Raw genomic sequence first — 25449 nt, forward strand, 5'->3', positions numbered from 1 at the left:
GTTCTAGAGAGCCCGGTTCCCGGTAAACTGGTGATAGGCCCAAAGAACGACCACCGACCCCAGCACAGCGACGATCAGGCTGTAGATGTTGAGACCGGTAACGCCTGACGCGCCAAAGGCGCTGAAGATCAGTCCGCCGACGATGGCGCCCACGATCCCAAGTATGATATCAAGAACAAGGCCCTGCCCGCTCTTGTTGACGATCTTGCTGCCTATGAAGCCGGCGATGGCGCCAAGGACAATCCAGCTTAATATTGACATTTTCCTCTCCATTCTCCCCCTCCGATTACTTCCACATTATTAAGCAAAGCTCAAGCCAACTTGAAATTCATGATTACGGAAAGATCAACCAGCTTGAATTTCGACCCGAATGGGTCATTCTAGGGTGGGATGGGCAATGTTGACATGGAGATCCACAATGGGACTGTTTGACAATGCCGTTCCCGGCGGTAACGTGGCCAAGCCGCTGATGATCGCACTCGGCGCACTGCTGGTTGGAAAAATGTTGAGCGGTGGAAGTTCCGCCCAGACCGATCCGGCGCAAAGCCCCGCCCCCGTGCCGCCTGATACAGCCGCGCCCACCGACGGTGGCTTGCTCGGCGGGCTGGGCGGCCTCCTCGACAAGATGAAAAACGCCGGCCACGGCAACGTCGCCGATTCGTGGGTCGGCACTGGGCAGAACCAGCCGATCAACGCCAACGATCTGGGCAATGCGCTCGGGCCGCAGGTCATTCAGGAGATCGCGCAAAGGACCGGTCTGAACCAGCAGGACCTGCTCAAGCAACTCTCCGCGGCTTTGCCGGGCCTCGTCGACCAGTTGACGCCGAACGGACAAGTGCCGCAGCAGAATCAACTCGCATCCTTATTGAACAGGTTCACCAGCTAGGCAGCTAGGTCGCCGCGCGTTTGTCTGGACGCTAGGAAGCTCCAGCATTTCGAATTATCGATTTGCGGATGATTCCGTTCGCAAAGCGCGTCTCAACTTGCGCTGACCTTTGGTTCGGGATCCTACGCTCGGCCCTGGCGGGCAGCGGAGATCTGGAGCGGGTAGCGGGAATCGAACCCGCATATTCAGCTTGGAAGGCTGCTGCTCTACCACTGAGCTATACCCGCGCCTTTCAGTTAAAGCATCGGATTCATCCGAAAACCGATGCTTTTGCGTCTCAAGCCTTCGGGCCGGCAGTGGTGGAGAGGGTTGGATTCGAACCAACGTAGGCTAAGCCAACGGATTTACAGTCCGTCCCCTTTAACCACTCGGGCACCTCTCCAGCCTGCCGTCGAAGCCTTGCAACGAGGCATTCACGCTGATCAGGGCCGAAACCTCCTGGTTTTGTCCGAAATCAGCGAAGCGCCTTATGGCGGCAAGGCCATTGGGTGTCAACCGCGCAGCCAGGCTTTTTCGTTGTTGTTCGATATCCGCCGCGACGTGCCATATCCTTAGCCGAAGTAGGCGGTTATAGAAGCCAGCCATGAGCAATAAGTCAGGCACCCCAAAAGACACCCACTATGCCAAGCTGCGCCGCGCCCATCGCGACGAGAAGAGCGGCGGCGCGCCGGCGTTCAGGCCACGCCAGCCGGTGCCGCCAGGAGAGATCCCCGCCGATGGCCTGGTGCGGCTCTACGGCCTTCACACGGTGCGGGCAGCGCTCGACAATCCGCGCCGGCGGATCAAAAAGATGCTGGTGACGCGCAACGCGGCCGAGCGGCTGGCGATCGCCGATCTCGCCGCCCTGCCGTTCACGACTGAACTGGTCGAGCCGAAGGACATCGACAAGGTCACCGGCTCCGATGCCGTCCATCAAGGCGTGCTGATCGAGGCCGAGCCGCTGAAGCCCAAGCGCCTCGACGCGCTCGGCGATACGACGCTGGTGCTGGTGCTCGACCAGGTCACCGACCCGCACAATGTCGGTGCGGTCCTGCGCTCGGCAGTCGCCTTTGGCGCGGGCGCGCTGATCACCACGGCGCGCCACAGCCCGCATGAGTCCGGTGTACTGGCAAAGTCGGCCTCCGGCGCGCTGGAGCATATCGACCAGATCGAGGTGAAGAACCTCGCCGACGCGCTCGGCCAGTTGCACGAGGCCGGTTTCCAGACCATCGGCCTCGATTCGGACGGGCCGGCGGAACTCGAAAAGAGTTTTTCGGGAGAAAAGATCGCATTGGTGCTAGGCGCCGAAGGCAAGGGCCTGCGCCAGAAGACGCGCGAGACGGTGACGACGCTCGCCCGGCTCGACATGCCCGGCCCTATCCGCTCGCTCAACGTGTCGAATGCGGCGGCGGTGAGCCTTTATGCGACGAGGAAATTTCTAGGGTGAATGGTGAATAGTCAATGGTGAATGGTTAGGACGCCTTCCTATTCACTATTCACTATTCACCCCACTTCATGCCCCGCCATTCGCTCCAACGCCCTGATCAGCGCCGAGTGATCTTCCTTGGCGCCGCCATTGGCAGCGCAGGAATTGAACAATTGCTGCGTCGTCGAGGTGTTGGGCAGCGCCACGCCGAGCGCCTTGGCGCCTTCCAGAGCGAGATTAAGATCCTTCTGGTGCAGTTCGATGCGGAAGCCCGGGGCGAAGCTGCGCTTGATCATCCGCTCGCCATGCACTTCGAGAATGCGCGAGGCCGCCAGTCCGCCCATCAGCGCCTGTCGCACCTTGGCCGGGTCGGCGCCGGCTTTCGATGCGAAAACAAGGGCTTCGGCGACGGCTTCAATGGTCAGCGCGACAACGATCTGGTTGGCAACCTTGGTGGTCTGGCCGACGCCGTTGGGCCCGACCAGCGTGATGTTCTTGCCCATCTTCTCGAACATCGGCCTGGCGCGCTCGAAAGCCTTTTCCTCGCCGCCGACCATGATGGTCAGCGATGCGGCCTTGGCGCCGACCTCGCCGCCCGACACCGGAGCATCGAGATAGTCGCAGCCGAGACGATTGATCTTCTTGGCAAAAACCTTGGTCTCGATCGGCGAGATCGAGCTCATGTCGATGACCAGCCTGCCCCCGGTCAGGCCGGCCACGACGCCGTTTTCGCCGAACAGAACGTCAGCCACCTGCGCCGTGTCGGGAACCATGGTTATGATGATATCGGCGGCACGTGCTACGGCGTGATGGCCGGTGACTGTCTTCAAGCCTTTGGCGACGAGATCGGCCGGCGGTTTCGAGCGGTGGTCGCTGGCGAGGACGGTGTAACCCGCATCGAGCAGATGCCCCGCCATCGGCGCGCCCATGATGCCGAGGCCTATGAAACCGATGGTTTCCATTCATTTTTTCTCCGTCGTGTTTCCTTGTTAAGGCCGCGTTCCTTCGCGCCCCCCTCTGGGCCATCTCCCCCACAAGGAGGGAGATTGGATGTCGCCGCCGCTTTCGCCAATTTTAGAGGTCGGGAAAGCTAAAAGCCGGCGCCGAAACTGCCGATCTCCCCACCCGTGGGGGAGATGGCCGGCAGGCCAGAGGGGGGCGCGAAGGGACTCGACCTCAATCGCGACTTTCCTGCACCTAAGCCGCAGCACTGCCCCGCCCGGCCAGGTCCCGGAACCATCCCAGGCCGGCTTCCGTCCCCGCCTTCGGCTTGTACTCCGCCCCCACCCAGCCGGAATAGCCGATGCGGTCGATATGGTCGTAGAGGAAGGGAAAATTGATCTCGCCCGTCCCCGGCTCATGACGGCCGGGATTGTCCGCTAGCTGGATATGCGCGATGCGGTCGAGGTTTGCCTCGATGGTACGGGCGAGATCCCCCTCCATGATCTGCATGTGATAGATGTCGTATTGCAGGAACAGGTTCTTCGAGCCGATGCGGTCGATCAGCGCCAGTGCCTGCTCCGAATAATTGAGAAAAAAGCCCGGAATGTCGCGGGTATTGATCGGCTCGATCAAAAGCTTGATTCCGGCCTGCTCCAGCTTCTCCGCCGCGAAAGCCAGGTTCTCGGCGAAGACGTCTTCCAGCACGCTCCGTTCGACGCCCTGCGGCGCGATGCCGGCGAGGCAGTTGACCTGTTCGCAGCCCAGCGCGTGCGCATAGGTGATCGCCTTGGCAACGCCTTGCCGGAACTCCGGAATGCGATCCGGCAGCACGGCAATGCCGCGCTCGCCCTTGCCCCAGTCGCCGGCCGGCAGGTTGAACAGCACCTGCGTCAGGCCGTTCTTCTTCAGCCTTGCTGCAACTGTCTCAGGCGCATGCTCATAAGGGCCGATATATTCGACACCCCTAAAGCCGGCGCGGGCGGCCGCATCGAAACGGTCGAGGAAATCATGCTCGCTAAAAAGCATCGAAAGATTGGCTGAAAAACGCGGCATTCTTTTTCTCCCATTCAGTCGAGCATGACGATCGCCGTGGGGGCATCTTCGTGATGTTCGGCAAGCTCCTCGAATTCGGTGATCTTGTCGATTTCGGTGCCCATCGAAATGTTGGTGACGCGTTCGAGGATGAATTCGAGCACGACCGGAACCTGATGCTCCTTCATCAGGCGCTGCGCCTGCTCGAAGGCGCTGGCGAATTCCTCCGGCCTGCGCACCCGGACCGCCTTGCAGCCCATGGCCTCGGCGACAGCGACATGATCGACGCCATAGCCAGCCTCGGGATCGTCTTTGCGGTTGACGTTCTCGAAGGCGAGGCTGACCTCGAAATCCATCGAAAAGCCGCGCTGCGCCTGGCGGATCAGGCCGAGATAGGCATTGTTCACGACGACATGGATGTAAGGCAATTTGTGCTGCGCGCCGGCCGCCAATTCCTCGATCATGAACTGGAAATCATAGTCGCCGGAAAGCGCCACGATGTTTCGGTGCGGATCGGCGGCGCGAACGCCAAGTGCTGCTGGCAGCGTCCAGCCGAGCGGGCCGGCCTGGCCGCAATTGATCCAGTTGCGCGGCTTGTAGACATGCAGGAACTGCGCGCCGGCGATCTGCGAAAGCCCGATCGTGGTGACATAGGTGGTGTCGCGGCCGAACGCCTTGTTCATCTCCTCATAGACGCGCTGCGGCTTCAGCGGCACCTGGTCGAAATGCGTCTTGCGTTTCATCGTCTTCTTGCGGCCCTGGCATTCCCTGGCCCAGCTCGACCAGTCGCGCAATTTCCCCGCCGTCTTCCATTCAGTGGCGACGTCGAGCAGCATCTTCAGCGCCGCACCGGCATCCGAGACGACACCGAGATCCGGCGCGAAGACACGGCCTATTTGGGTCGGCTCGATGTCGACATGGATGAATTTTTTGCCCCTGGTGTAGACGTCGACCGAGCCGGTGTGGCGGTTCGCCCAGCGGTTGCCGATGCCGAAGACGAAGTCGGCCTCGAGCATCGTCGCGTTGCCGTAGCGATGCGACGTCTGCAGCCCGCACATGCCGGCCATCAGCCGGTGGTCGTCAGGGATCGCGCCCCAGCCCATCAGCGTCGGGATCACGGGCACGCCGGTGACCTCAGCGAACTCGATCAGCAAATCCGAAGCGTCGGCGTTGATGATGCCGCCACCTGCGACGATCACAGGCCTTTCGGCTGCGTTGAGCATCGCCAACGCCTTCTCCGCCTGGCTGCGCGACATTGCCGGCTTGAACGGCACCAGCGGCTCATAAGCATCGATATCGAACTCGATCTCGGCCAGTTGCACGTCGACCGGCAGGTCGATCAGCACCGGCCCCGGCCGCGATGAGCGCATCAAATGGAACGCCTTCTGCAGCGCCATCGGCACCAGGTAGGGCTCCATAACGGTGACCGCCCATTTGGCGACGGGTGCGGCGATGGCGGCGATGTCGACGGCCTGGAAATCCTCCTTGTTGAGACGCGCGCGGGGCGCCTGGCCGGTGATGCAAAGGATCGGGATGGAATCGGCCGCGGCCGAATAGAGGCCAGTGATCATGTCGGTGCCGGCCGGACCCGAAGTGCCGACGCACAGGCCGATATTGCCTGATTTGGCTCGGGTATAGCCTTCTGCCATGTGCGACGCCGCCTCGACATGGCGCGCCAGGATATGGCGGATGGTACCCCTCGCCTTCAGCGCCGAATAGAACGGGTTGATCGCCGCGCCCGGCACGCCGAAGGCGCAGGAAATGCCTTCTTTTTCCAAAACGAGAACCGCTGCGTCGACCGCGCGCATCCTGGCCATGTCAGCCTCCACGGAATTTGTTGATTGGCCGAGAATGCCAGTGGATCGCCTATTTTTCAACTTTTTCAGAATATTTTTTCATTTCTAGAAAACGGCCGTTATCTACTGATTTAACAGCGTTTTTTGTTTTCCATGAATTCGACAATGCGAAACTGAAAAACTTTTTCATTGCGTGTTTGGCGAAATCAGCAAGAATGGCGCCATGAAAACGACCGAAAAACGCCAGCGCGGGCGGCCGCGCGCCTTCCATGGTCCGTCCGAGGCGGCTTCGGTGCAGTCGCTCGACCGGGCGTTGCGTATCCTGGCCATCGTCGCCGAAGGCAGCGGCCTGTCGCTGAGCGAGATCGCCGCGCAGAGCGGGCTTGCCGCATCCACCGCCTACCGCATGCTGACGACGCTGGAAAACCACGGCATGGTCGAGTTCGACAGCACCGACCAGCTCTGGTCGATCGGCGTCGAAACCTATCGCATGGGCGCGGCATTTCTGCGCCGCCGCAAGCTGGTCGACCGCGCCCGCGCCGTCATGCAGGAATTGATGGAGAAGACCGGCGAGACCGCCAATCTTGGCGTCGCCGAGGATGATTGCGTCGTCTTCGTCAGTCAGGTCGAGACGCATCAGGCGATCCGCGCCTTCTTCCGGCCGGGCACGCGCAGTTCCTTCCATGCCTCGGGCATCGGAAAGGCGGTGCTGGCGCATCTCGACCCCGAACGTGTCGCCATCATCCTTCGCAAGGCCGGGTTGGAGCGCTTCACCGAAAACACGCTTTCCGACATTTCGGCACTGGCCCACGATTTGGTGAGGATCAAACTGCGCGGCTGGTCGGTCGACGATGAGGAGCGACACCCGGGCATGCGCTGTGTTGCGGCGGCCATCTTCAACGAGTTCGGCGAGCCGATCGGCGGGGTTTCGGTTTCGGGACCGACAGTGCGGGTGACGCCGGAGCGGCTGGCCGAAATCGGCCCGCTGGTGCGCGAGGCCGCAACGGAAATAACCAGGATGATTGGTGGTTTGCCGCCCCCTTCTTCACCAAGCCGCGCCGCCGAACCGGGTTCACTCTTCCAGATTGGCGCAGCGCGCTCACCTTGACAGCCGCCCGGCTACGGCCAAGTTTGCGTCCACCTTCCGCCAGCCGACGCCCGAAAGACGCATGAGCCTCCAATCCGTCAAAGCCTTCTTCGCCGAATATGCCCCCGACATCGAGGTGATCGAAACGCCGGCAAGCTCGGCGACCGTCGCGCTCGCGGCCGAGGCGCACGGCGTCGAGCCGGGGCAGATCGCCAAGACCATCTGCCTGCGCGTCGGTGATCGGGTCATGCTGGTCGTCGCCCGCGGCGACGCGCGCATCGACAATCGCAAATCGCGCGATGCATTCGGCGGCAAGCCGCGCATGCTCGATGCTGAGCAGGTGGCCGAAATCACTGGCCATCCGGTTGGCGGCGTCTGCCCCTTCGGCCTCGCCTCGCCGTTGCCGGTCTATTGCGACGTATCGCTGCGCGCCTACGATCAGGTCGTGCCAGCGGCCGGCGCAACCAATGCAGCGGTGAAAATAGGCGTCGAGCGCATGGCAGCGCTGACCGGCGCCGAATGGTGCGACATCTGTCAGGATGAGCTAGGCCCCGGGCACCGCGCTCTTGGTCGATAGGTCGTAGAAATCAAGCAGCATCGCCAGCCCAACTCCGCAGGCGGTGAAGATGAGGCCGGCGATGAAGATGCGGGTGGCGCGTTCATAGACGCGTCGCTGTAGAGACGTTGTGTCGAGCAGCAACCGAAGCGCTCGTATCTGCAAGGCAATGCCTATCAAAATCGGCACGACGGCTGCCAGGTGATAGATTTCCCAAGGGAGCGGGTTGGCGGCCCAATGCGTGATGAAGCCCAGCGAGAAAGCCAGTAGAATGCCGACGGTGGTGATCGTGCCGTTGCGGAAATCCGTCTCAATCTGCTCTTCCTTGGGTTGGTGCTCGTCCAAGCGCCCCTCTCCCTCTGGTGCCTTCACCGCCAGACTAAGCTGTCGAAAAATCCCTGTACATCCCTCGCTGGAACCGGTTGCGGTGCCGGGTTCAATTGTGCAACCCAGGCAGCTGAAAAAGGGGCAGTGGGTGCCTCTTTTCCCTTGCCTGAAACGGTTCACTTCCCCTCAAAGCCGGCAGCGGTGACGTTCGCAGTCAGTACGCAATCCCGATCGGTAGGCGGCGGAGGTCGACACCCCGCCGGCGGAAAGCTTCAGCCCATGCCGGTGATATGGCGCAGCCAGAAGGCGAGCGCGATGAAGCCGATGATGGTGGTGACGCCGGTCCAGTCGACGTTGGCGCTCTTCAGATCCTTGATCAGCTTCACCAGGAGAATCCAGGCCACAACGACGACCAGGGCAATGACGACAAATCTGATCATGCGATACCCTCGCCCATGCGATTGCACCTTCAATCAATATAGGAAGCAAATTGGCCGTTTTCAGGATGCCCGCGGCGGCAGCTCCGGCGAGCTTATGGGAAACCAAAAACAGAGTTTTGTCTTTACTGGCGCAACAAATATGCTAACCGGAGCGCCGTGCCCTTGTAGCTCAGCTGGTAGAGCAGCGGTTTTGTAAACCGAAGGTCGGCGGTTCGATTCCGTCCGGGGGCACCAGCAAACCGCTTCTTGTGAAAACCTCCCAAGGCCGCTCGAAATCTGCTCATCCCCGATTTCCACAGGCCGGGGCCGTAGCACATCAGCTTCAACGCATATATCCCTGAATTGGAAACCATAGGTATTCCCGAGTGGGAAACCCTAGGTATTCCCCAGTGGGAAACCATAGGTGTTCCCTAGTGGGAACCAGAGGAGCCTCCGTTGGAGCAGAAACGTACGATCGCCCCCTTTATTGGCGGCATGTATGGTGGTCTTGCTGCCCTCGCGTTGGCGTTCGGTTTCCGCTTCCTGGTAGTTCCCGATCCTGATCCAACCTCGCAAACAACGATAATCCTTTCAGGGCTGGCCTTTTCGGTTTGTTTCAGCCTGGCCTTCCTCCGCGAGCACAGGCGTCAAATCGCTGCCGCCAGGGAATTTCTAAGCCGCCCAAGATCGTATCAGGACTAATCCCCCTGCCACGCGAAGCCCTCCGGATCACCTCTGGGCATCAGCAAAATTCAATCGAACCCAACTAATGCAGCAGGACATGCGGGCGGCCGGCACCCCCGCCCTTCCGGTCACTTAATGCCATTCGATTAAAATGCGCCTGTGTATATTAGCAATCGCTCAATTTAGCGCGCCGACAATGTCCGGGCGGCGGGTAAAATCAAATGGGTGATGTCATGCGAAGCGACTTCGCCGCTGCGCGCGAGCTCTTGGAGTGCGCCCAAAACCGCCTCTGCGGCATGGACGAAACGAGCCAACGCGTCAGCGAGGCGCTGGATTCCCTGATCGAGGAAATAGCCATCGCGGAATTCCGCAAGGCGCCATTGACCGTCGTGCCGTTTCCGCGCGCCCGACCCAAGCACGCCCGGTAAAATTGCCGGCCGTGCCCCGGGGAGGCAACCATCTCTCTCGGGATTGCTTGGCGCGCTGGCCCCTTACGCTTTTTGGGGCACATGCTTTAAATAGATTTCGCGAAAGCTGCGGCACTGGGATCTTTTCCCCGTGATGTGCGGTGTCCTGAAACTGCGAGCTAATCCATGTCACGCTGTGGAGATGTCTACGAGAACAAGGTGACCGGCGAATATGCAGTGATCCTGCGCGGTACCGAAGACCGTGGCGAAGGGCCTGGCGTCGTTTATTTAACCGCTCGGCCGGGGGCCGCGGTGGTAGGCGAGCACTTCCACCCGAACATGATTGAACGTTTTACCGTCTTCAGCGGCCGGCTCGATGCCTGCATCGCCGGGAAGACTTTCTGTCTGGGACCTGGCCAATCTGCCACGGCCGAGGCAGGCGTTGCACATGATTGGTGGAACAGCAGCAAGACCGACGAGGCGCAGATCCTGATCGAAATCCAACGGGCTCACGGTGCGGACCACATTGACCCGAACCGTTTCGAACTGCTGATCGGCATGCTCTTCGGCCTGGCCAATGCTGGCAAGGTGGATAAAAAAGGCAGACCTTCACCGCTTCAAGCGGCGGTCATCGCCAGGGAATTTGCCGACGTGATCGTCTTCACGCGGCCCCCACCTGCGATCCAGCGGGTGGCTTTGAGTATCCTTGCACCTCTCGCCAATCTGCTTGGCTATCGGGCGATCGACCCCATCTACTGCAAACCGCACGCACATATCACTCCGGCCGCCGAAATCCTCGATCGAGCAGGCCTTCCTGCTACCTGATCTCGACACCGCATTTAGAGACGAACCCTTCTACGACGCGCTCACGACTTGACCAGACGCGCCCGTCTTGGTGAACGTGTTCCTCACCCGGACTGATTTGTAGATGTAGGCAACCCAAATTCCGGTCAGGGCAAAAGACACTATGGCCGCTATCAGCGTATTTCCGGCAAGCACCTGGCTCACCGGAATGCCAAGAACCGCTGAAATCCAAGCCGTGTCGAGAATAAACACGATTGGTATTACAAACCACTGGTACAGGAATAGCTGCTTGAAGCGGTAACTCCGCCGCAGCATCGTAACGAGCACAACCACCTGGAACACCACAAACGCCAGCAAGAGGGCAACCTCGCCATAGACCGCCAAAGTGCCATTCGGGAGCGTCATGAGCTGTCGGTAGCCTTCACTCGATGAACCCAATGAGACGAGTGTGCGTAGCGGGGAGAAAGCCTGAAGGATCGCAAGCAGCATTAGCCAGCCTCCAAATCCCACGAGGCTCGCTGGATTCTGTGAAGGTTTGATCGCAGACCGCACAGCGAAAAAGACAGGCACCCCAATCAGCAAAAACAGTATTGCCCAGTGCCAGAACGAAAAACCCATTTACCCCTCCACCCATTTATGCAGCCTTAGGCTGTATCATGTTTTTAGAACAACTCAAGGAGGAGACTCTAGTGAGCCGGTGCCTTTGACCAAAAAATCCGTTTCTCCTGACCGGTCCTGACAGAGTTACGCGCCTCAAACCCCAATCGCCGCCACCAGAATCCGGTTCTGCCTTCGTATCGCCGCCCGCAGCTCGGCAATTCTCGCCTCGTCGCGCTTCACGAACTCGATGAACATCATGTTCATGTTGTTGAACACGAGCTCGCCCAGCGCCTGCCCGTCGATATCCCGGCGCACCAGGCCGATCGCCTGCAGTCTCGCGATCAGCGCGCGGATCTGTTCAGTCAGTGCCCGGTCGAGCGCGGTGTAGGCTTGGCCGAACGGGCTGTCCGGCAGTTGCGTCGAGATCGCCATCGCCTGCCGCCACATCTCCTTGCTGAGATAATGCAGCGAATGCTCGATATAGATGCCGAGCAGCGTGTCGAGCGCATCGCCGACATTGGCCGGCGGGTTGGCGACGACGCCGCGCCCGGCATTGAGCACCTCGTTGACCTCCATCGAAACGATGGCGCCGAGGATGTCGCCCTTGTTCTGGTAGTAATTGTAGATCGTACCGACCGAGACCTCGGCCTGCGCCGCGATCGTCTCGATCTTGGCGCCTTCGTAGCCGGCATCGCGGAAAAGCGCCGCCGCCGCCTCGATGATGCGGCGGTGCCGATCCGCCTTTTGCCTTGCCCGCAATCCACTCATATCGGCTATTTGCCATGAAAACAGAATTGACTCAATTTTAGAATTGGTTCAATTTTTTGCCAGAAGCCAAAAAGGCAAAGGGAGAACACTCGATGTCCATCAATCCAAAGACCCCGAATCCAACGACTACGAATCCGCTTTCCGTTCTGAAGAGCCGTCTTCACGCCGCATGTGCCGCGACAGCACTGCTGCTGGCGACGGGCAGCCTCGCTCAGGCTGCTGATCTCAACGCCTTGATCTGGTGCGATCACGCCGACCCGGCGCTGCTGCAGCCCTTCGAGGCGGCCAACGGCGTCAAGGTCAATGTCAAGGAATTCGAGGGCACCGGCGCCGGCATGGCGATCGTCGAACAGTCGCAGCCCGGCGACTGGGATGTGATGGTGATCGACAGTATCGACATACCGCGCGGCGTCGAAAAGGGCCTGTTCGAACCTCTGCCGGAAGACAAGCTGCCCTTCGCCGACCTCTTTTCGCAGATGAAGATGGACAGCTCCACCGTGGTCGACGGCAAGCGCTACGGCATTACCGAAAAATTCGGCTACAACACGATCGGCTATAACAAGACCAAGGTCGATCCGGCCGACATGCAGTCGATGGCTGCGCTGACCGGCGACAAGTACAAGGGCAAGATCGCCATCTATGACTATTACCTGCCGGTCATCGGCATGGCAGCACTGGCGATCGGCAAGAAGACCGCCGAGCTGACCGAAGCCGACCTTCCTGCCATCAAGGAAGAGCTGCTCAAGATGAAAGCCAATGCCAAGCTGGTCGGCGAGGTGACTGCCAGCCAGACGGCGCTGGCGACCGGCGAGGTCGACATACTGGTCGGCGGTGGCGAGTGGGTGACGGCCGGACTGGCCAAGGAGAACCCTGCCCTCGACTTCTCGATTCCTAAGGAAGGTGCTGTGCTGTGGTCGCAGTCGCTAGCGATGTTCAAGGATTCCAAAAACAAGGACATGGCGCTGAAATTCATCCAGTACATTATGAGCCCTGAAGGCCAGGCGCGGCTTGCCACCTCTGCCTGCTATTGGGGCATGCCGGCGAATGCCAAGGCCGCGCTGAGCGACGAGCAGAAGAAGATCCTGCGCTTCGACGAGCAGCCGGATTTCCTCGCCCGCGCCCAGTCCTATCCGGCGCCGAACGCCGATCTCGACAAGAAGATGCAGGACGTGTGGACCGAAATGCTGCAGGCGCAGTGACCGGTCGCCCGTCGTGAGCGCTGCCATAAACAGCGGGCGTGCCCTGCCCCGGGCGGGCCGTGCCCTGCCCCGGGCGGGCCGTGCCCTGCCTTGGGCGCTGGTCACGCCGGCGCTCGGCTGGACGCTGCTGTTCTTCGTGCTGCCTTTCCTGGCCATGGGGTTTTCCAGCCTGACTGCGCATGGCGGCGGTGGCTTTACGCTCGCCAACTACAGCCAGTTCTTTGCCAATCCGGCCTATTGGCAGGCGATGGTGAACTCGCTGCAGGTCACCGCAATTGTCACAGTGGTTTCGGTGCTGCTCGCCTACCCCTTCGCCTGGATCCTGGCCGAACAGGTGCCGGAGCGCTGGCAGCGGCTGGCACTGATGCTGGCTGTGCTGCCGTTCTGGACCTCCTATGTCGTGCGTTCCTACTCCTGGCTGCTGGTGCTGGCGCAGAACGGCGTGGTCAACCGCGCGTTGACCGGCTCCGGCCTGCTCACGGAACCGGTGCAGCTCGCCAACACGCGGCTGGCCACAATCATCGGCTTCGTGCATTTCTTCGTCATGCTTTTGACGCTGACGATCTTCGCCAATCTGAAGCAGCTCAGCCCAAGCTACCGCAAGGCCGCCGCCGATCTCGGCGCCGGGCCGGTGCGCACGTTCCTGCATATTATCCTGCCGCTGACGCTCCCCGGCATCATGGTCGGCGCCTTCCTGACCTTCGTGCTGTGCATCGGCGACTACATCACGCCGCAGATCCTCGGCGGCAACAACGAGCTTTTGATGCCGCAGCTGGTGATGATGCAGATCGGCCGGCGTGGCGACTTTCCGCTCGCCTCGGCGCTGTCGATCATCCTAATGGCGGTCGTCACCATTGCCTATCTCGCCTGCGCTCGCTGGCTGAAGATCGAGCGAGCCTGAGATGCGCACTCTCGTCCGCATCACCTCCTGGGTCTACGCCGCCGCCATCTATGGTTTCATCTTCCTGCCGGTCGTCGTGTTGGTCCTGTTTTCGCTACAGGCGACGTCGTTTCCGATCCCACCCTTCACCGGGCCGTCGCTGCGCTGGTACGACGCCGTGCTCGCCGACACGCGGCTGACCTCGGCATTAATCAATTCGCTTCTAGTGGCCGCCCTCTCTTCAGCTGCCGCGGTCACGTTGGGATTTCTCTCTGCCTGGGGCTTTGCACGCTTCGCCTTGCCGGCCTCGCCCCTGCTGCGCGGGCTGCTCACGCTGCCGCTGACAGTGAGCTATCTCATCATCGGCATGGGGCTGCTGGTGCTGTTCAACTGGGCCGGCGTGCCAAAATCGCTGCTTGCCGCCGGGATCGGCCATGTCGTGATCAACCTGCCGCTGTGCTTTGCCATCATCTACAGCCAGATGGGCGACCATCAGATCAACATCGAGCGCGCCGCACGCGACCTCGGCGCGCCCGAATGGAAGGTGCTGCTGCTGATCACTGTGCCTGTCATGGCGCCGGCGATCTTTGCCGGTTTCTTCCTGTCGATGACCTTTTCCTGGGACGAGTTCGTGATCTCGTTCCTGCTGACGCGCTTCGACACCACGCTGCCCGTCGAGATCTGGAACCTGCTGCGCTCAGGCCTCAATCCCAAGACCAACGCCGTCGGCTCGCTGGTCTTCGCCGTCTCCATCGTGCTGGTGGTATTGTTCGAACTGATGCTGTTGCGGAGGAAGCCGGCATGACCGCACCTTTGGTTGATATCCGTGCCGTCTCGCATCGTTTCGGCCAGCACATAGTGCTGAAGAATGTGTCGCTGCAAATCGAGCCGGGCAGCTACACGATCCTGCTCGGGCCGTCGGGCTCCGGCAAGACGACTCTTTTGTCCATTCTCGGCGGCTTCGTCACACCAAGCGAAGGCAAGGTGCTGATCCGCGGCGAGGACTGCACCGCGGTGCCGCCCGCCAAACGCCCGACGACGACGGTGTTCCAGGACTACGCGCTGTTTCCGCATATGAGCGTCGGCGGCAATGTCGGCTTCGGCCTGCGCATGCAAGGCGTCGAGGCCGCGACACGGATCGCGCGGGCGCGCGAAGTACTGGCGCTGGTCGGTCTGGCCACTGCCTTCGACAAGAAGCCGCACCAATTGTCCGGCGGCCAGCGGCAGCGCGTCGCATTGGCGCGGGCGCTGGTGATCGAGCCGGCGGTGCTCTTGCTCGACGAACCGCTCGGCGCGCTCGATCTCAAGCTGCGCCGACAGATGCAGGACGAGCTGAAGGCGATCCAGAAGCGCGTCGGCACAGCCTTCGTCCATGTCACCCATGACCAGGAAGAAGCGATGGCGCTGGCCGACCACTGCGTGGTGATGAATGACGGGCGCATCGAGGACGAAGGGCCGCCCGAGCGCGTCTATGCGCGGCCGGCGACGCGGTTTTCCGCGACCTTCATGGGTGAAAGCACGCTGATATCCGGAACGGTGGAGGCGGCGAAGGACGGAACAACCACTGTCGCGACGCAGATTGGATTGTTCTCGCTGCCCGGCACATTGTCGGCCGGGACGGCTGTCGCCCTCGCCATTCGCCCGGAGCATCTTTCCCTCGGCGCGGTCGGCGGCACTGTAAGGCTCGGCACGGCCAAGGTGAGCGACGTGGTGTTTCAAGGCAGCTTCAAGCGCGTGCTTGCTGTCTCCGAGAAAGACCTGGCGCTGCACTTCATCGCCAGAGTTCCCGCCGCTGCGGCCGTCCGGCCGGGCGACATCGTTGCGGTTTCGTGCGACGCTGGCGATGTCATCCTTCTGGCGGGCTGAGCCATGGGCACGCTTCCGGTCATCGACGCTCCGAATTGGTATGAAGCCATCCGCATGAGCGATGGCGTGACGTTGATTCACGAACCATGGATAAAACCGTTCTTCCGCTGCAATATCTGGCATGTGCGCGGCCGCGACCGCGATCTTCTGTTCGATACCGGCCTCGGCCATTTTAGTCTCAGGCGCCACGTGCCGCTGGTGAGCGAGCGCAAGCTCATTTGCGTGGCCAGCCACACCCATTTCGACCATATCGGCTGCCATCACGAATTTCCGGACCGCTGCGTTCATCGGGCCGAAGCAGAAATCCTCGCCGATCCGCGCAATGAATGGACGGTCGCCGACCGCTACGCGAACGATGAGATGTTCGATGGCATACCGGAGGGATGGGAGACGGCGCGCTACCATATCCTGCCGGCGCCGGCCGGCCGCCTGCTTGGAGAAGGCGACGTCGTCGATCTCGGCGATCGTGCCTTCGAGGTGATCCACACGCCGGGTCATTCGCCCGGCGGCATCGCGCTCTATGAGAGGGAGACCGGCATCCTGCTTTCCGGCGACATCATCTATGACGGGCCGCTGATCGACGACGTCTATCATTCAGCCGTCGACGACTACGTCGAAACGCTGTTGCGGATGCGCGATCTCGATGTTGCGGTGGTGCACGGTGGCCACTTCCCGAGCTTCGGCAAGGTGCGCTATCGCCAGCTTATCGACGAGTACCTCGCACAAAAGCGGCAGGCCGGCTGCCATATGCTGCAGGCGCGATAGGCATCGGCTTCTCGTAGGACGGCTTGCCCGGTGCCTAGCGAATTCACAACGCCCTTTGAGGGCACGGTGTGCCGGCGGCGTCGCCGCAGCGTGAAGCCGTGGGCTGGGGTCTTAAACTCGTCTCTTCGGACTGGCGCACCAGTTGGGCAAAAGCAAGCGCAAAGCTTCCCAGCATCAGGACGATGATAATCAGGCGTGTTACCGGCAATAGATCGGTCCGACTGGCTGGCCCCCACGCCGCCCATCCACTGCCGGCTAACATGATCGATCCGGCTTTACGAGAGTTTAATCCCTACCTTAACCATCACATTCGCTTGTCGCCCGACACGGTGCGCGAGAACCTGACCGGCGTGCTTCACGGCGCTGTGTCGAGAGCAGCACTTTGCCTCCTTTGCAGATTTGCCCGCCCATGCTAACCCGGCGCTGGCGCGGCCCCAGCAACCGGTCGCCACCAGCCGGTCGCCACCAACCTTCGCCATTGGGGAGCCATGAGCAAAGCCGCCAACCGTTTCGCCTTCGTCTCGTCCGGCACCGCCGACGCCAATGCGGCGCTGGAGAGCCTGTCGGCGCGCTATGGCCAGGCATCCATCGAAAATGCAGAAATCGTCGTCGCCCTCGGCGGCGATGGCTTCCTGTTGCAGACCTTGCGCGAGACGATGAGCACGGGAAAAAAAGTCTACGGTATGAACCGTGGCACCATCGGATTCCTGATGAACGAGTACCGCGCCAGTGGGTTGACGGGGCGCATCGCGGCGGCCGTTGCCGAAACGATCCGTCCCTTGGAGATGCAGGCGGTGACGGCAGAGGGCGAAACGATTTCGGCGCTAGCGATCAATGAGGTTGCGCTGTGGCGGCAATCCTACCAGACGGCCAAGATCCGTATCACCGTGGACGAGCAGATGCGGCTGGAGGAATTGAACTGTGACGGCGTGATGATCGCGACGCCGGCCGGTTCGACCGCCTACAATCTGTCCGCGCACGGGCCGATTCTGCCGCTCGACGCGCCGCTGCTGGCGCTGACCCCGGTCAGTCCGTTTCGCCCGCGCCGCTGGCGCGGCGCGCTGCTCTCCAACAAGGCGATCGTTCGTTTTGACATTCTGGAGCCGGAAAAGCGGCCGGTGAACGCCGCCGCCGACCACACCGAGGTGAAGGCCGTAACCTCGGTCACGGTACGGGAATCGCCAACGGCGACAGCGACGTTGCTGTTCGATCCCAACCACTCTTGGAACGAGCGTATTCTCGCCGAACAGTTCCGCTATTGAACCGGCATAGCGACAGACAGCCCGATTAAGCATCGCGATTAAGGTTACGACTTCACAATCGTGCCATTCCGCGCCCGTTTCTGTTGACAAATCGTGGGCTTGCGCCTACCTGCAGTACCAATCTTGCAGGCGCGCGGCGCTTGCCGCGACTGCTTACGTTGCGCCCCCGAACCAGCCAAAGACAGCCAAACTTGTCCTCAGACGCCCAGATCGCTCAAGAAGCGTTGACCTTCGCAGACCTCGGCCTGTCGCCGAAGGTCCTTTCCGCAGTTACCGATGCCGGTTACACCGAACCGACGCCGATCCAGGCTGGCGCCATTCCGCACGCCTTGCTCGGCAAGGATGTTCTGGGCATCGCCCAAACCGGCACCGGCAAGACAGCTTCGTTCGTGCTGCCGATGCTCACCCGCCTCGAAAAAGGCCGGGCCCGGGCTCGCATGCCGCGCACGCTGATCTTGGAACCGACGCGCGAGCTTGCAGCGCAGGTCGAAGAAAACTTCGTCAAATACGGCAAGAACCACAAGCTCAACATCGCACTGTTGATCGGCGGCGTGTCCTTCGACGAGCAGGACAAGAAGCTGGAGCGCGGCGCCGACGTGCTGATCGCGACGCCCGGTCGCCTGCTCGACCACCGCGAGCGCGGAAAGCTTCTGCTCAACGGGGTCGAGATCCTCGTCATCGATGAGGCCGACCGCATGCTCGACATGGGCTTCATTCCCGACATCGAGCGTATCTGCGAGATGATCCCGTTCACGAGGCAGACGCTGTTCTTCTCGGCGACGATGCCGCCTGAGATCACCAAACTCACCGAGAAATTCCTGCACGCGCCGGTGCGCGTCGAGGTTTCGAAGGCCGCATCCGCGGCGACCAACATCATCCAGCGGCTGGTGAAATCCGGCTCGAAACCCTGGGATAAGCGCGAGACGCTGCGCAATCTGATGAAGGCCGAGGATGCCGAGCTGAAGAACGCCATCATCTTCTGCAACCGCAAGGTCGAGGTTTCGGAGCTTTTCCGCTCGCTGCTGAAATATGATTTCGACGCCGGCGCGCTGCATGGCGACATGGATCAGCGCGCCCGCATGCAGATGCTGGCCAATTTCCGTGACGGCAAATTGCGCTACCTCGTTGCATCGGACGTTGCGGCCCGCGGCCTCGACATTCCCGATGTCAGTCACGTTTTCAATTACGATGTGCCCATCCATGCCGAGGATTATGTCCACCGCATCGGCCGCACCGGCCGGGCCGGCCGCTCGGGCAAATCCTTCACCATCGCCACCAAATCCGACACGAAATACATCGACGCGATCGAACGGCTGATCGGCAACAAGATCGAATGGCATAACGGCGATCTGTCGACGGTCGTCGCCAGCGAGGGCGCAGAGGACGACGCTCCCCGCCGTGGCCGCGGCGCGCCGCGCCGTGCCGGCCGCAAGGACGACGACCGCAAGGACAGGGGCGAACGCAAACCGCGCGAACGCCACGCCAGGCAAAGCGAAGATACAGCACCGGATACTGTGGGCGAGCCGTTGGTGGCCGACACCGCGGTCGCCGATGCCGGCGAGCGGCGCGCGCGCAAGGAAGCAATCCGCTCGGAAAATACCGAACGCCAAGCTTCACCCGAACGCCAACCTTCATCTGAGCGCCAAGCTTCATCTGAGCGCAAGGCTTCGTCCGATCGCAATCGCAACGAACAGCGTGCGCCGGAACGTGGCGATACCAGGCCGCAGCGCGACGGCAACCGCCCTGCCCGCAATCGCCAGGAAGACAATGACGCGACCGTCGGCTTCGGCGACGACATGCCCGCTTTCATGCGCATCGTGGCCAAGGTCTGACCACACAAGAAATTCCCAAATCCCAACGAAAACGGCCCCTTGCGGGGCCGTTTTCGTGTCTGACATGCTTTGCTCTGGTGTGGCCCGAAAGCTGGAGCTCGACGCCCCGGTTCAAGGCCCGGTCGGCCGCTGCCGCGTCTAGCCGTCGGCCGCGCTCCGTCGCCTCGTCTGATCCGGTGGCTACAGGTTTTTGAATTCCAGGCGGGACGGTAACATATCCAGAAACGCGCGAACTTTGGCTGAAGATGATCTGCCTTCCGGCCACACGGCATGCATTGGTACCGGCACCGGCTCGAAGTCGCTTAAAACCACCTCTAGGCGGCCATCATCCACCAAATGCCTTATCTGCCAGAGGGGCGAGTAGCCCAAACCCAATCCATGAACTGCGGCCGCATAGATCGGTGCCATCAAATTGGATCGAAAACTGCCAGCCACTTTCACCGCCCGAGGTTTCCCCTCGATCTGAAACATCCATTCACCCGGACGCTGGTCGGAGGTTCGAACAATGCAACTGTGCTTGCTAAGGTCAAAGGGATGCGTTGGTCGGCCACGGCGTTCAAGGTAGGAAGGCGATCCGAACACGACGCGCCGCAACGCGCCCAAGCGTCTGGCTCGCAAGCTGGAATCCGGCAAATTGCCGATCCGTATCGCGAGATCGAGGCCATCGGCACCAAGATCAACAAACCCATCGGCGAGTTGGAGGTCAACCTCGACCCGCGGATACATCTGCATGTAGTCGGCGATGACTGGTACAACGAAATCCGGGCCGAACAGAACTGGCGCGCTCACGCGCAGGATGCCTGATGGCTCCGATCGTTGGTTGGCGGCTTGAAGCCTCGCGTCGTTTATTTCGTCGATCGCAGGTTTGATGCGATCGAAAAATGCCAAGCCCGCTTCGCTTGGTGTCGAGCGGCGCGTCGTCCGCTGTACAAGCTCGACCCCGACGGATTCCTCCAGCGTCGCCAAAGACCGGCTGATCGATTGCAGTGAGCGGTTCAGCCGGCGTGCGGCGGCCGTCAAGCTTCCGTGCTCGACGACTGCCATGAAAGCTTCAAAATCATCTATCCGGCTCATGATGTCCGTTTCTCTCGAAAATCGAGAGAAACTATCGCAAATCCAAACAATTGTAACGCTGTTCGAGACTTTTTATTTCCCTGGAAGAAATCCCGACAAGGGCAAGCTTCGGTCGAAGGGAATTGACATGCGAGCACTCAATCCAACCGTTCTGGTCGTGGGCGCAACAGGCCGATTTGCCGGATTGATCATGCCTCAACTTATCCGCCGCAATGCCAGCGTTCGAGCACTCGTTCGCGACCCCGCGAACGCCGAAAAGGCCCGGAGGCTCGGGGCATCCGAGGTCGTGACCGGAGATTTGCGCAACGCTCAGAGCCTCGAAAATGCCGTCGAGGGCGTCGACGGCGTCTTTCACATCGGACCGGCTTTTGCCCCCGATGAAGCAGCCATGGGTATTGCCATGGTCGAGGCTGCAGCACGAGCAGGCGTTCGAAAATTCGTCTTCTCGTCGGTGATCCAGCCGACCAATACGAGGCTAAAAAACCATGCGAGCAAGGTGCCGGTCGAGGATGCTCTCTACTCGACGAACATGGAATACACCATTCTGCATCCTGCCAATTTCATGCAGAACATCGCAGCAGCCTGGCCAGCCATCGTTAGGGACGGCGTTTTCTCGGAACCGTTTCCAAAGACGGCAAAGCTGGCGCGTGTCGATTACCGCGATGTCGCCGAAGTGGCAGCGATCGCATTGACCGAAGCGGGGTTGTCCTATGCGACGCTCGAGCTGTGCGCCGGTATGCATAGCCGGGAAGAGATCGTTTCAATGATGAGCGAGGAGCTTGGCCGCCCGATCTCTGCTGGCGAGACAGCCTTTGGCGAGTGGGCAGCGAATGCCCGCCTCCCCTACGATGACCGCCAATTGCAGATGCTGGCTAAAGTACATGACCATTACGCCCGATATGGCCTCGGCGGAAACAGCCTGACATTGCGCGCCGCCTTGGGCCGCGAGCCGCGTTCGCTACGAAGCTTTATCCGAGAACTGGCCCTGCAAACGGCACAGAAAGCCTGATCGCGCTCACGCATTTTCCGACTGGGAGACTTCCATGCAAGCGTCACCGCAAAAGAAGACGTTGAAGCTGAGAAAACTGCCACCTTCCTACAGCGCTGTGGTCATGCCGTTCGTTCTTTCAATCCTCATGACCTGCATCATCTCGGCGGTTTCGACGGCGATCGGCACGGGTTGGACTAACGGTTTCGTAGCGACCTGGTCATACGCATGGGGCGTATCATGGCTTGTTGCATTTCCGAGCCTGCTGATTGTCCTTCCGATCGTGCGTCGGATCGTTGCGGCAATTGTCGATCAGCCGGTCCGACCCTAATCCAAACAGAAACGGCCCCTTGCGGGGCCGTCTTCGTGTTGCATGCCGGCTTGCTCAGGTGAGCGGTGAAAGCTGGATCTCGACGCGACGGTTCTGGGCACGGCCGTCGGCCGTTGCGTTGGAAGCGATCGGACGCGTCTTGCCGAAGCCGGTGACGGCGAAGCGGCGGGAATCGACGCCCTGCCCTGACAGATAGTTGGCGACCGCCAGCGCGCGGCGCTGCGACAGGTCGAAATTGTGTTGGTCGCCACCGGTAGAGTCGGTGTGGCCGAACACGTCGACCGTGGTCTGCCGGAACTTGTTCAGCACAAGTGCGACCGAATTCAACACCTGATAGAAGCCGGGCTTCACCGCGTCCTGGTCGACGTTGAAGGTGATGTCGGACGGCATGTTGAGGATGATCTGGTCGCCGGTGCGTGTAACGCTGACGCCGGTGCCCTGAAGCTGCCGTCGCAGTTCGGCCTCGTTCTGGTCCATGTGCGCGCCGATGGCGCCGCCGGCGAGCGCGCCGACGCCAGCTCCGATCAGCGCATTACGGCGATCGTTGCCGCCGGCAAGCAGGCCGAGCCCGGCGCCCGCCAGCGCACCGATGCCGGCGCCGGCCGCAGTGTTGGAAACCTTTTGCTCTCCGGTATACGGATCGGTGGTGGTGCAGGCGCTCACGAGTACAGCCGTCGCCACGGCGACGAGCACAGTCTTTTTCATTCGGTAGTCCCTCTCCAAACCGCGGCCACGCCGACGGCGCGCCAAATCAGCCCTTCCGGGCTCGTTGTAACATGAAATGCGGCGAAAAGCGGAACGGGAAACGCGCCGGCTACGGCTTTTCCAAGCTCAAATCCACACGGCAATATCGGCCCGACCAACTACCAGAGATTCTTGCCATCGATAACAATCACCTCGACCTGCTCGAGATCGAAATCGTCGAACAGGCGCGAGTTCACGCTGATCTTCGGATTGTCGAAATCCGGCTTGCCTGTCGACCAGTCCGGCGTTTCGGTGAAAGTGCCGCAGCCGCAGGTGGCGCAGAAGCCGTGTTTGATCGTTTTCGACCCCCACCGGTAGAACGAGACGTTCTTGAGCGGGCTGGTGAGCTTGAATTGCGACGGCGTGTAATAGGCCCACAACGAGCCGCGCTTCGAGCAGAAGGAGCAAGTGCATTGCGTCACCGTTTGCGGCGCCTCCGAAACCTCGAACGTCGTCGCTCTGCAGTGGCAGCTTGCCTTTATGGTCATGAACGACTTCCTCACGATTGCCTGCCGCCTGCACGACAAGGCAACATAAAGAGACGCTTCTGACAACTGTCTGTCAGCAGGCCGCTTGCCTGCGTCAGTGCTTCAATCTTTTTTGATGCAAGTCGTCATCCCAAAACCGCTGCGCACCTCTCGGATCAGGCCCGTGGGCAAGCTTTTGGGCGACATGCACTAAAACGATGACGGCGGCACGAACAGGCAGATGGTCTTTCCATCATTGGCGCCGGCAACCGAGCACCAGTGATATTCGCCATCGGGCGAATTCTTGATCCGTGTGTCGGTGTAGGCCACGACCTCGCCTGTCCCCTTGATGACGTAGCCCTCCGGGCGCTCGCTGATCGACGTCTGCGAGACCGCGCGGCAATCATAGCCCGAGCAGCAGGAGAAAGGGTAACTCCAGCCTTGCGGCTTCGCCGCGGTCGGCTTGGCGTCATGCGCCAGAGCGGGTGCTGCAAATGTCACGATGGCGGCCGTCACAGCCACCACCGCGATGATTGAATTCAGGAAGCGGCGCGCCGTGTTGACGGCTGAGGCCGGTCGGGTTGTGAAAGCAGGCATGGGCGCAATTCCTATCGACGGTTGTCAAGCGTTTCGCTTGCCCGTTCCCGGAACGTGTCTTCCCAGTGGCCGGATCGTCAGGTCGCAGATACGCCGCGTCCGGCCATAAATGCTTTTTCTCCCCCCAGCCCTTGAATGCTGGGCTGATTCCTTGGTTGGCGCAAGAAATTGCTGTGCAAACCGAGCGCCGACATCTGCGGCCGGAATCAGCCTGCCGGGTTGGCGAGGCTAACCTCGTCAACCCGGCAGACGGGATCGCAAACAACGGGATTCAGCTCGCAGTGGTTCCGGGCTGACCGCCGGCAGGCATGCGACATCCAACCAGGAAATGATAATCGTTCTGGAAAATTCGATGAAAAACAAAGTCATAGGCAAGCGCTCAATTCGAGTGAGAGCCTGTTACTCTAGCGTGATGTTCCTGCTGCTTTGATGCTTAAAGCGTGTCGCGTTTGATGCAACGCGCTTTAAGCTCTTTGTTTCTATGCATATCGTTACCCCAAAACCGCTGCGCACTTTTGGGCGACATGCATTAGGAGCTTCAGTCGATATCGGCAACCATTTCGCCGGCGCCGCCCTCGATGCGCTGCGACAGCGAGGCCTCCATGAAATCGTCGAGGTCGCCGTCCAGCACGCTCGACGGGCTTGTGCTCTCGACGCCTGTGCGCAGATCCTTCACCAGCTGGTAGGGCTGCAGCACGTAGGAGCGGATCTGGTGGCCCCAGCCGATATCGCTCTTCGACGCTTCGGTGGCGTTCGCCACCGCCTCGCGCTTTTTCAGTTCTTCCTCATAGAGCCGCGAGCGCAGCATCTCCCAGGCCTTCGCCTTGTTCTTGTGCTGGGAGCGCTCGGCTTGGCAGGCGACCGCAATGCCGGTGGCGAGATGGGTGATGCGGACCGCCGAATCGGTGGTGTTGACGTGCTGGCCGCCCGACCCGGACGACCGATAGGTGTCGATGCGGACATCCGATTCGGATACGTCGATCTCGATCGTATCGTCGATCACGGGATAGACCCAGACGCTGGCGAAGGACGTGTGACGGCGCGCATTGCTGTCATAGGGCGAAATACGCACGAGACGGTGGACGCCGGATTCCGTCTTCAGCCAACCATAGGCATTGTGGCCCTTGATCAGCAGCGTAGCGGACTTGATGCCGGCCTCTTCGCCGTCATGGACTTCCAGCACCTCGACCTTGAAGCGGCGCCGCTCGGCCCAACGCGTGTACATGCGCAGAAGCATCGAGGCCCAGTCCTGGCTTTCGGTGCCGCCGGCGCCGGCATGGACTTCGAGATAGCTGTCGTTGGCGTCCGCCTCGCCAGAAAGCAGCGTCTCGATCTGGCGGGCCTTTGCCTCGCCGCGCATCGAGCGGATCGCCGCTTCCGCCTCGGCGACGACGCTCTCGTCGCCCTCCTCCTGGCCAAGCTCGATCAGGCCGATATTGTCTTCCAAGGCCTGGGTGAGGCCTTTGACCGCGGCGATCCCGTCCTCGAGCCCCTGGCGCTCACGCATCAGCTTCTGCGCCTCCAGCGGCTCGTTCCAGAGGCTCGAATCCTCGGCTCGCACATTCAGGTATTCAAGCCGCTTTATAGCTTGATCCCAGTCAAAGATGCCTCCTCAGCAGGGTTATCGCCTGCCTGATCTCATCGACAATATTCTGCGTTTCCGCGCGCATGGCTGGCCGTTCTGTCCTGTTCTGAAATGATGCCCTATTGCTTAAACAGAGCCGGGTTGGC

The 25449-nt window shown here is 61.0% G+C and carries 29 protein-coding genes and 3 tRNA genes; 17 read left to right on the forward strand and 15 right to left on the reverse strand.

Going from position 1 to position 25449, the window contains the following annotated elements:
* Positions 1 to 3: 3 nt before the first annotated feature.
* Positions 4 to 261, reverse strand: coding sequence for a GlsB/YeaQ/YmgE family stress response membrane protein (locus ABID19_RS18705; RefSeq protein ID WP_354492416.1), 258 nt, complete (start codon positions 259 to 261; stop codon positions 4 to 6).
* Positions 262 to 418: 157 nt separating this feature from the next.
* Here ABID19_RS18705 and ABID19_RS18710 point away from each other — a divergent pair, with 157 nt between their 5' ends.
* Complete coding sequence (locus ABID19_RS18710; RefSeq protein WP_354492417.1) at positions 419 to 886, forward strand: YidB family protein; 468 nt, start codon at positions 419 to 421, stop codon at positions 884 to 886.
* 153 nt (positions 887 to 1039) lie between these two features.
* Here ABID19_RS18710 and ABID19_RS18715 read toward each other — a convergent pair.
* Together ABID19_RS18715 and ABID19_RS18720 are read right to left on the reverse strand one after the other, a co-directional pair.
* Positions 1040 to 1113 (reverse strand) — tRNA-Gly (locus ABID19_RS18715).
* Positions 1114 to 1183: 70 nt separating this feature from the next.
* Positions 1184 to 1268: transfer RNA gene (locus ABID19_RS18720), tRNA-Tyr, on the reverse strand.
* A 201-nt stretch (positions 1269 to 1469) separates the two neighbouring features.
* Between ABID19_RS18720 and ABID19_RS18725 the strand changes: the two genes are divergently transcribed.
* Complete coding sequence (locus ABID19_RS18725; protein WP_354492418.1) at positions 1470 to 2312, forward strand: TrmH family RNA methyltransferase; 843 nt, start codon at positions 1470 to 1472, stop codon at positions 2310 to 2312.
* Positions 2313 to 2368: 56 nt separating this feature from the next.
* On the opposite strand, the gene ABID19_RS18730 is transcribed toward ABID19_RS18725, so the two are convergent.
* The 3 genes from ABID19_RS18730 to gcl form a co-directional block, all read right to left on the reverse strand.
* On the reverse strand, positions 2369 to 3253 hold the full coding sequence (locus ABID19_RS18730; protein ID WP_354492419.1) for a 2-hydroxy-3-oxopropionate reductase: 885 nt from the start codon (positions 3251 to 3253) through the stop codon (positions 2369 to 2371).
* A 235-nt stretch (positions 3254 to 3488) separates the two neighbouring features.
* Positions 3489 to 4286: a hydroxypyruvate isomerase gene (hyi, locus tag ABID19_RS18735; protein WP_354492420.1), complete on the reverse strand. Its 798-nt coding sequence runs from the start codon at positions 4284 to 4286 to the stop codon at positions 3489 to 3491.
* 14 nt (positions 4287 to 4300) lie between these two features.
* Positions 4301 to 6082 carry a glyoxylate carboligase gene (gene gcl / locus ABID19_RS18740; protein ID WP_354492421.1) on the reverse strand — a complete coding sequence of 594 codons (1782 nt, stop codon included), beginning with the start codon at positions 6080 to 6082 and terminating at the stop codon, positions 4301 to 4303.
* Positions 6083 to 6284: 202 nt separating this feature from the next.
* On the opposite strand from gcl, the gene bhcR reads away from it, so the two are divergent.
* Together bhcR and ABID19_RS18750 are read left to right on the forward strand one after the other, a co-directional pair.
* Positions 6285 to 7169: an HTH-type transcriptional regulator BhcR gene (gene bhcR, locus ABID19_RS18745; protein ID WP_354492422.1), complete on the forward strand. Its 885-nt coding sequence runs from the start codon at positions 6285 to 6287 to the stop codon at positions 7167 to 7169.
* A gap of 61 nt (positions 7170 to 7230) precedes the next feature.
* The gene (locus ABID19_RS18750) at positions 7231 to 7725 is read left to right on the forward strand and encodes a YbaK/EbsC family protein (RefSeq protein WP_354492423.1); all 495 of its coding nucleotides are present in this window, start codon (positions 7231 to 7233) and stop codon (positions 7723 to 7725) included.
* Here ABID19_RS18750 and ABID19_RS18755 read toward each other — a convergent pair.
* Both ABID19_RS18755 and ABID19_RS18760 read right to left on the reverse strand, forming a co-directional pair.
* On the reverse strand, positions 7693 to 8049 hold the full coding sequence (locus tag ABID19_RS18755; RefSeq protein ID WP_354492424.1) for a hypothetical protein: 357 nt from the start codon (positions 8047 to 8049) through the stop codon (positions 7693 to 7695). The genes ABID19_RS18750 and ABID19_RS18755 overlap by 33 nt on opposite strands.
* Before the next feature lie 254 nt (positions 8050 to 8303).
* Positions 8304 to 8471, reverse strand: a complete 168-nt coding sequence (locus ABID19_RS18760) for a hypothetical protein (RefSeq protein WP_354492425.1) — start codon at positions 8469 to 8471, stop codon at positions 8304 to 8306.
* A 158-nt stretch (positions 8472 to 8629) separates the two neighbouring features.
* Between ABID19_RS18760 and ABID19_RS18765 the strand changes: the two genes are divergently transcribed.
* The 4 genes from ABID19_RS18765 to ABID19_RS18780 all read left to right on the forward strand — a co-directional run bounded on the left by ABID19_RS18765 (position 8630) and on the right by ABID19_RS18780 (position 10366).
* A tRNA-Thr gene (locus tag ABID19_RS18765) sits at positions 8630 to 8705 on the forward strand.
* 201 nt (positions 8706 to 8906) lie between these two features.
* Entirely contained in the window at positions 8907 to 9152 is a 246-nt protein-coding gene (locus ABID19_RS18770) for a hypothetical protein (RefSeq protein WP_354492426.1), read from the forward strand.
* 215 nt (positions 9153 to 9367) lie between these two features.
* Positions 9368 to 9562, forward strand: coding sequence for a hypothetical protein (locus ABID19_RS18775; protein ID WP_126107507.1), 195 nt, complete (start codon positions 9368 to 9370; stop codon positions 9560 to 9562).
* Positions 9563 to 9760: 198 nt separating this feature from the next.
* Positions 9761 to 10366 (forward strand): cupin domain-containing protein, encoded by a 606-nt coding sequence (locus ABID19_RS18780; RefSeq protein WP_354492427.1) that lies wholly within the window; start codon positions 9761 to 9763, stop codon positions 10364 to 10366.
* Between the two features lie 30 nt (positions 10367 to 10396).
* On the opposite strand, the gene ABID19_RS18785 is transcribed toward ABID19_RS18780, so the two are convergent.
* Positions 10397 to 10963 carry a DUF2569 family protein gene (locus ABID19_RS18785; protein WP_354492428.1) on the reverse strand — a complete coding sequence of 189 codons (567 nt, stop codon included), beginning with the start codon at positions 10961 to 10963 and terminating at the stop codon, positions 10397 to 10399.
* A gap of 135 nt (positions 10964 to 11098) precedes the next feature.
* On the reverse strand, positions 11099 to 11713 hold the full coding sequence (locus ABID19_RS18790) for a TetR/AcrR family transcriptional regulator (protein ID WP_354492429.1): 615 nt from the start codon (positions 11711 to 11713) through the stop codon (positions 11099 to 11101).
* A 92-nt stretch (positions 11714 to 11805) separates the two neighbouring features.
* Between ABID19_RS18790 and ABID19_RS18795 the strand changes: the two genes are divergently transcribed.
* The 7 genes from ABID19_RS18795 (at position 11806) to ABID19_RS18825 (ending at position 19517) form a co-directional block, all read left to right on the forward strand.
* A complete protein-coding gene (locus ABID19_RS18795; protein WP_354492430.1) occupies positions 11806 to 12912 on the forward strand; it encodes a polyamine ABC transporter substrate-binding protein in 1107 nt (368 codons plus the stop codon).
* Between the two features lie 13 nt (positions 12913 to 12925).
* Positions 12926 to 13813, forward strand: coding sequence for an ABC transporter permease (locus tag ABID19_RS18800; protein WP_354492431.1), 888 nt, complete (start codon positions 12926 to 12928; stop codon positions 13811 to 13813).
* 1 nt (position 13814) lies between these two features.
* A complete protein-coding gene (locus tag ABID19_RS18805; RefSeq protein WP_354492432.1) occupies positions 13815 to 14597 on the forward strand; it encodes an ABC transporter permease in 783 nt (260 codons plus the stop codon).
* On the forward strand, positions 14594 to 15658 hold the full coding sequence (locus tag ABID19_RS18810; protein WP_354492433.1) for an ABC transporter ATP-binding protein: 1065 nt from the start codon (positions 14594 to 14596) through the stop codon (positions 15656 to 15658). The genes ABID19_RS18805 and ABID19_RS18810 overlap by 4 nt, the downstream gene beginning before the upstream one ends.
* A gap of 3 nt (positions 15659 to 15661) precedes the next feature.
* The gene (locus tag ABID19_RS18815) at positions 15662 to 16423 is read left to right on the forward strand and encodes an MBL fold metallo-hydrolase (RefSeq protein WP_354492434.1); all 762 of its coding nucleotides are present in this window, start codon (positions 15662 to 15664) and stop codon (positions 16421 to 16423) included.
* A 488-nt stretch (positions 16424 to 16911) separates the two neighbouring features.
* Positions 16912 to 17685 carry an NAD kinase gene (locus tag ABID19_RS18820; protein ID WP_352930484.1) on the forward strand — a complete coding sequence of 258 codons (774 nt, stop codon included), beginning with the start codon at positions 16912 to 16914 and terminating at the stop codon, positions 17683 to 17685.
* 191 nt (positions 17686 to 17876) lie between these two features.
* On the forward strand, positions 17877 to 19517 hold the full coding sequence (locus ABID19_RS18825) for a DEAD/DEAH box helicase (RefSeq protein ID WP_354492435.1): 1641 nt from the start codon (positions 17877 to 17879) through the stop codon (positions 19515 to 19517).
* Between the two features lie 180 nt (positions 19518 to 19697).
* On the opposite strand, the gene ABID19_RS18830 is transcribed toward ABID19_RS18825, so the two are convergent.
* Positions 19698 to 20591, reverse strand: a complete 894-nt coding sequence (locus tag ABID19_RS18830) for a LysR family transcriptional regulator (protein WP_354492436.1) — start codon at positions 20589 to 20591, stop codon at positions 19698 to 19700.
* A gap of 127 nt (positions 20592 to 20718) precedes the next feature.
* Between ABID19_RS18830 and ABID19_RS18835 the strand changes: the two genes are divergently transcribed.
* On the forward strand, positions 20719 to 21600 hold the full coding sequence (locus ABID19_RS18835; RefSeq protein ID WP_354492568.1) for an NmrA/HSCARG family protein: 882 nt from the start codon (positions 20719 to 20721) through the stop codon (positions 21598 to 21600).
* Positions 21601 to 21634: 34 nt separating this feature from the next.
* Positions 21635 to 21910 (forward strand): DUF2798 domain-containing protein, encoded by a 276-nt coding sequence (locus ABID19_RS18840; RefSeq protein ID WP_354492437.1) that lies wholly within the window; start codon positions 21635 to 21637, stop codon positions 21908 to 21910.
* Between the two features lie 54 nt (positions 21911 to 21964).
* Here the strand turns inward: ABID19_RS18840 and ABID19_RS18845 are convergent, their stop codons facing one another.
* The 4 genes from ABID19_RS18845 to prfB all read right to left on the reverse strand — a co-directional run bounded on the left by ABID19_RS18845 (position 21965) and on the right by prfB (position 25388).
* A complete protein-coding gene (locus tag ABID19_RS18845; protein ID WP_352930492.1) occupies positions 21965 to 22615 on the reverse strand; it encodes an OmpA family protein in 651 nt (216 codons plus the stop codon).
* 158 nt (positions 22616 to 22773) lie between these two features.
* A complete protein-coding gene (locus ABID19_RS18850) occupies positions 22774 to 23142 on the reverse strand; it encodes a GFA family protein (protein ID WP_354492438.1) in 369 nt (122 codons plus the stop codon).
* A 189-nt stretch (positions 23143 to 23331) separates the two neighbouring features.
* On the reverse strand, positions 23332 to 23718 hold the full coding sequence (locus ABID19_RS18855; protein WP_354492439.1) for a hypothetical protein: 387 nt from the start codon (positions 23716 to 23718) through the stop codon (positions 23332 to 23334).
* A 538-nt stretch (positions 23719 to 24256) separates the two neighbouring features.
* A protein-coding gene (prfB, locus tag ABID19_RS18860) for a peptide chain release factor 2 (RefSeq protein WP_352930498.1) occupies positions 24257 to 25388 on the reverse strand; the annotation gives its coding sequence in 2 pieces (ribosomal slippage) (positions 24257 to 25321 and positions 25323 to 25388; 1131 coding nt in all).
* Between the last annotated feature and the right edge of the window lie 61 nt (positions 25389 to 25449).

The organism is Mesorhizobium robiniae (genome assembly GCF_040545535.1).
In the GTDB taxonomy this organism is placed as follows: Bacteria; Pseudomonadota; Alphaproteobacteria; order Rhizobiales; family Rhizobiaceae; genus Mesorhizobium; species Mesorhizobium robiniae.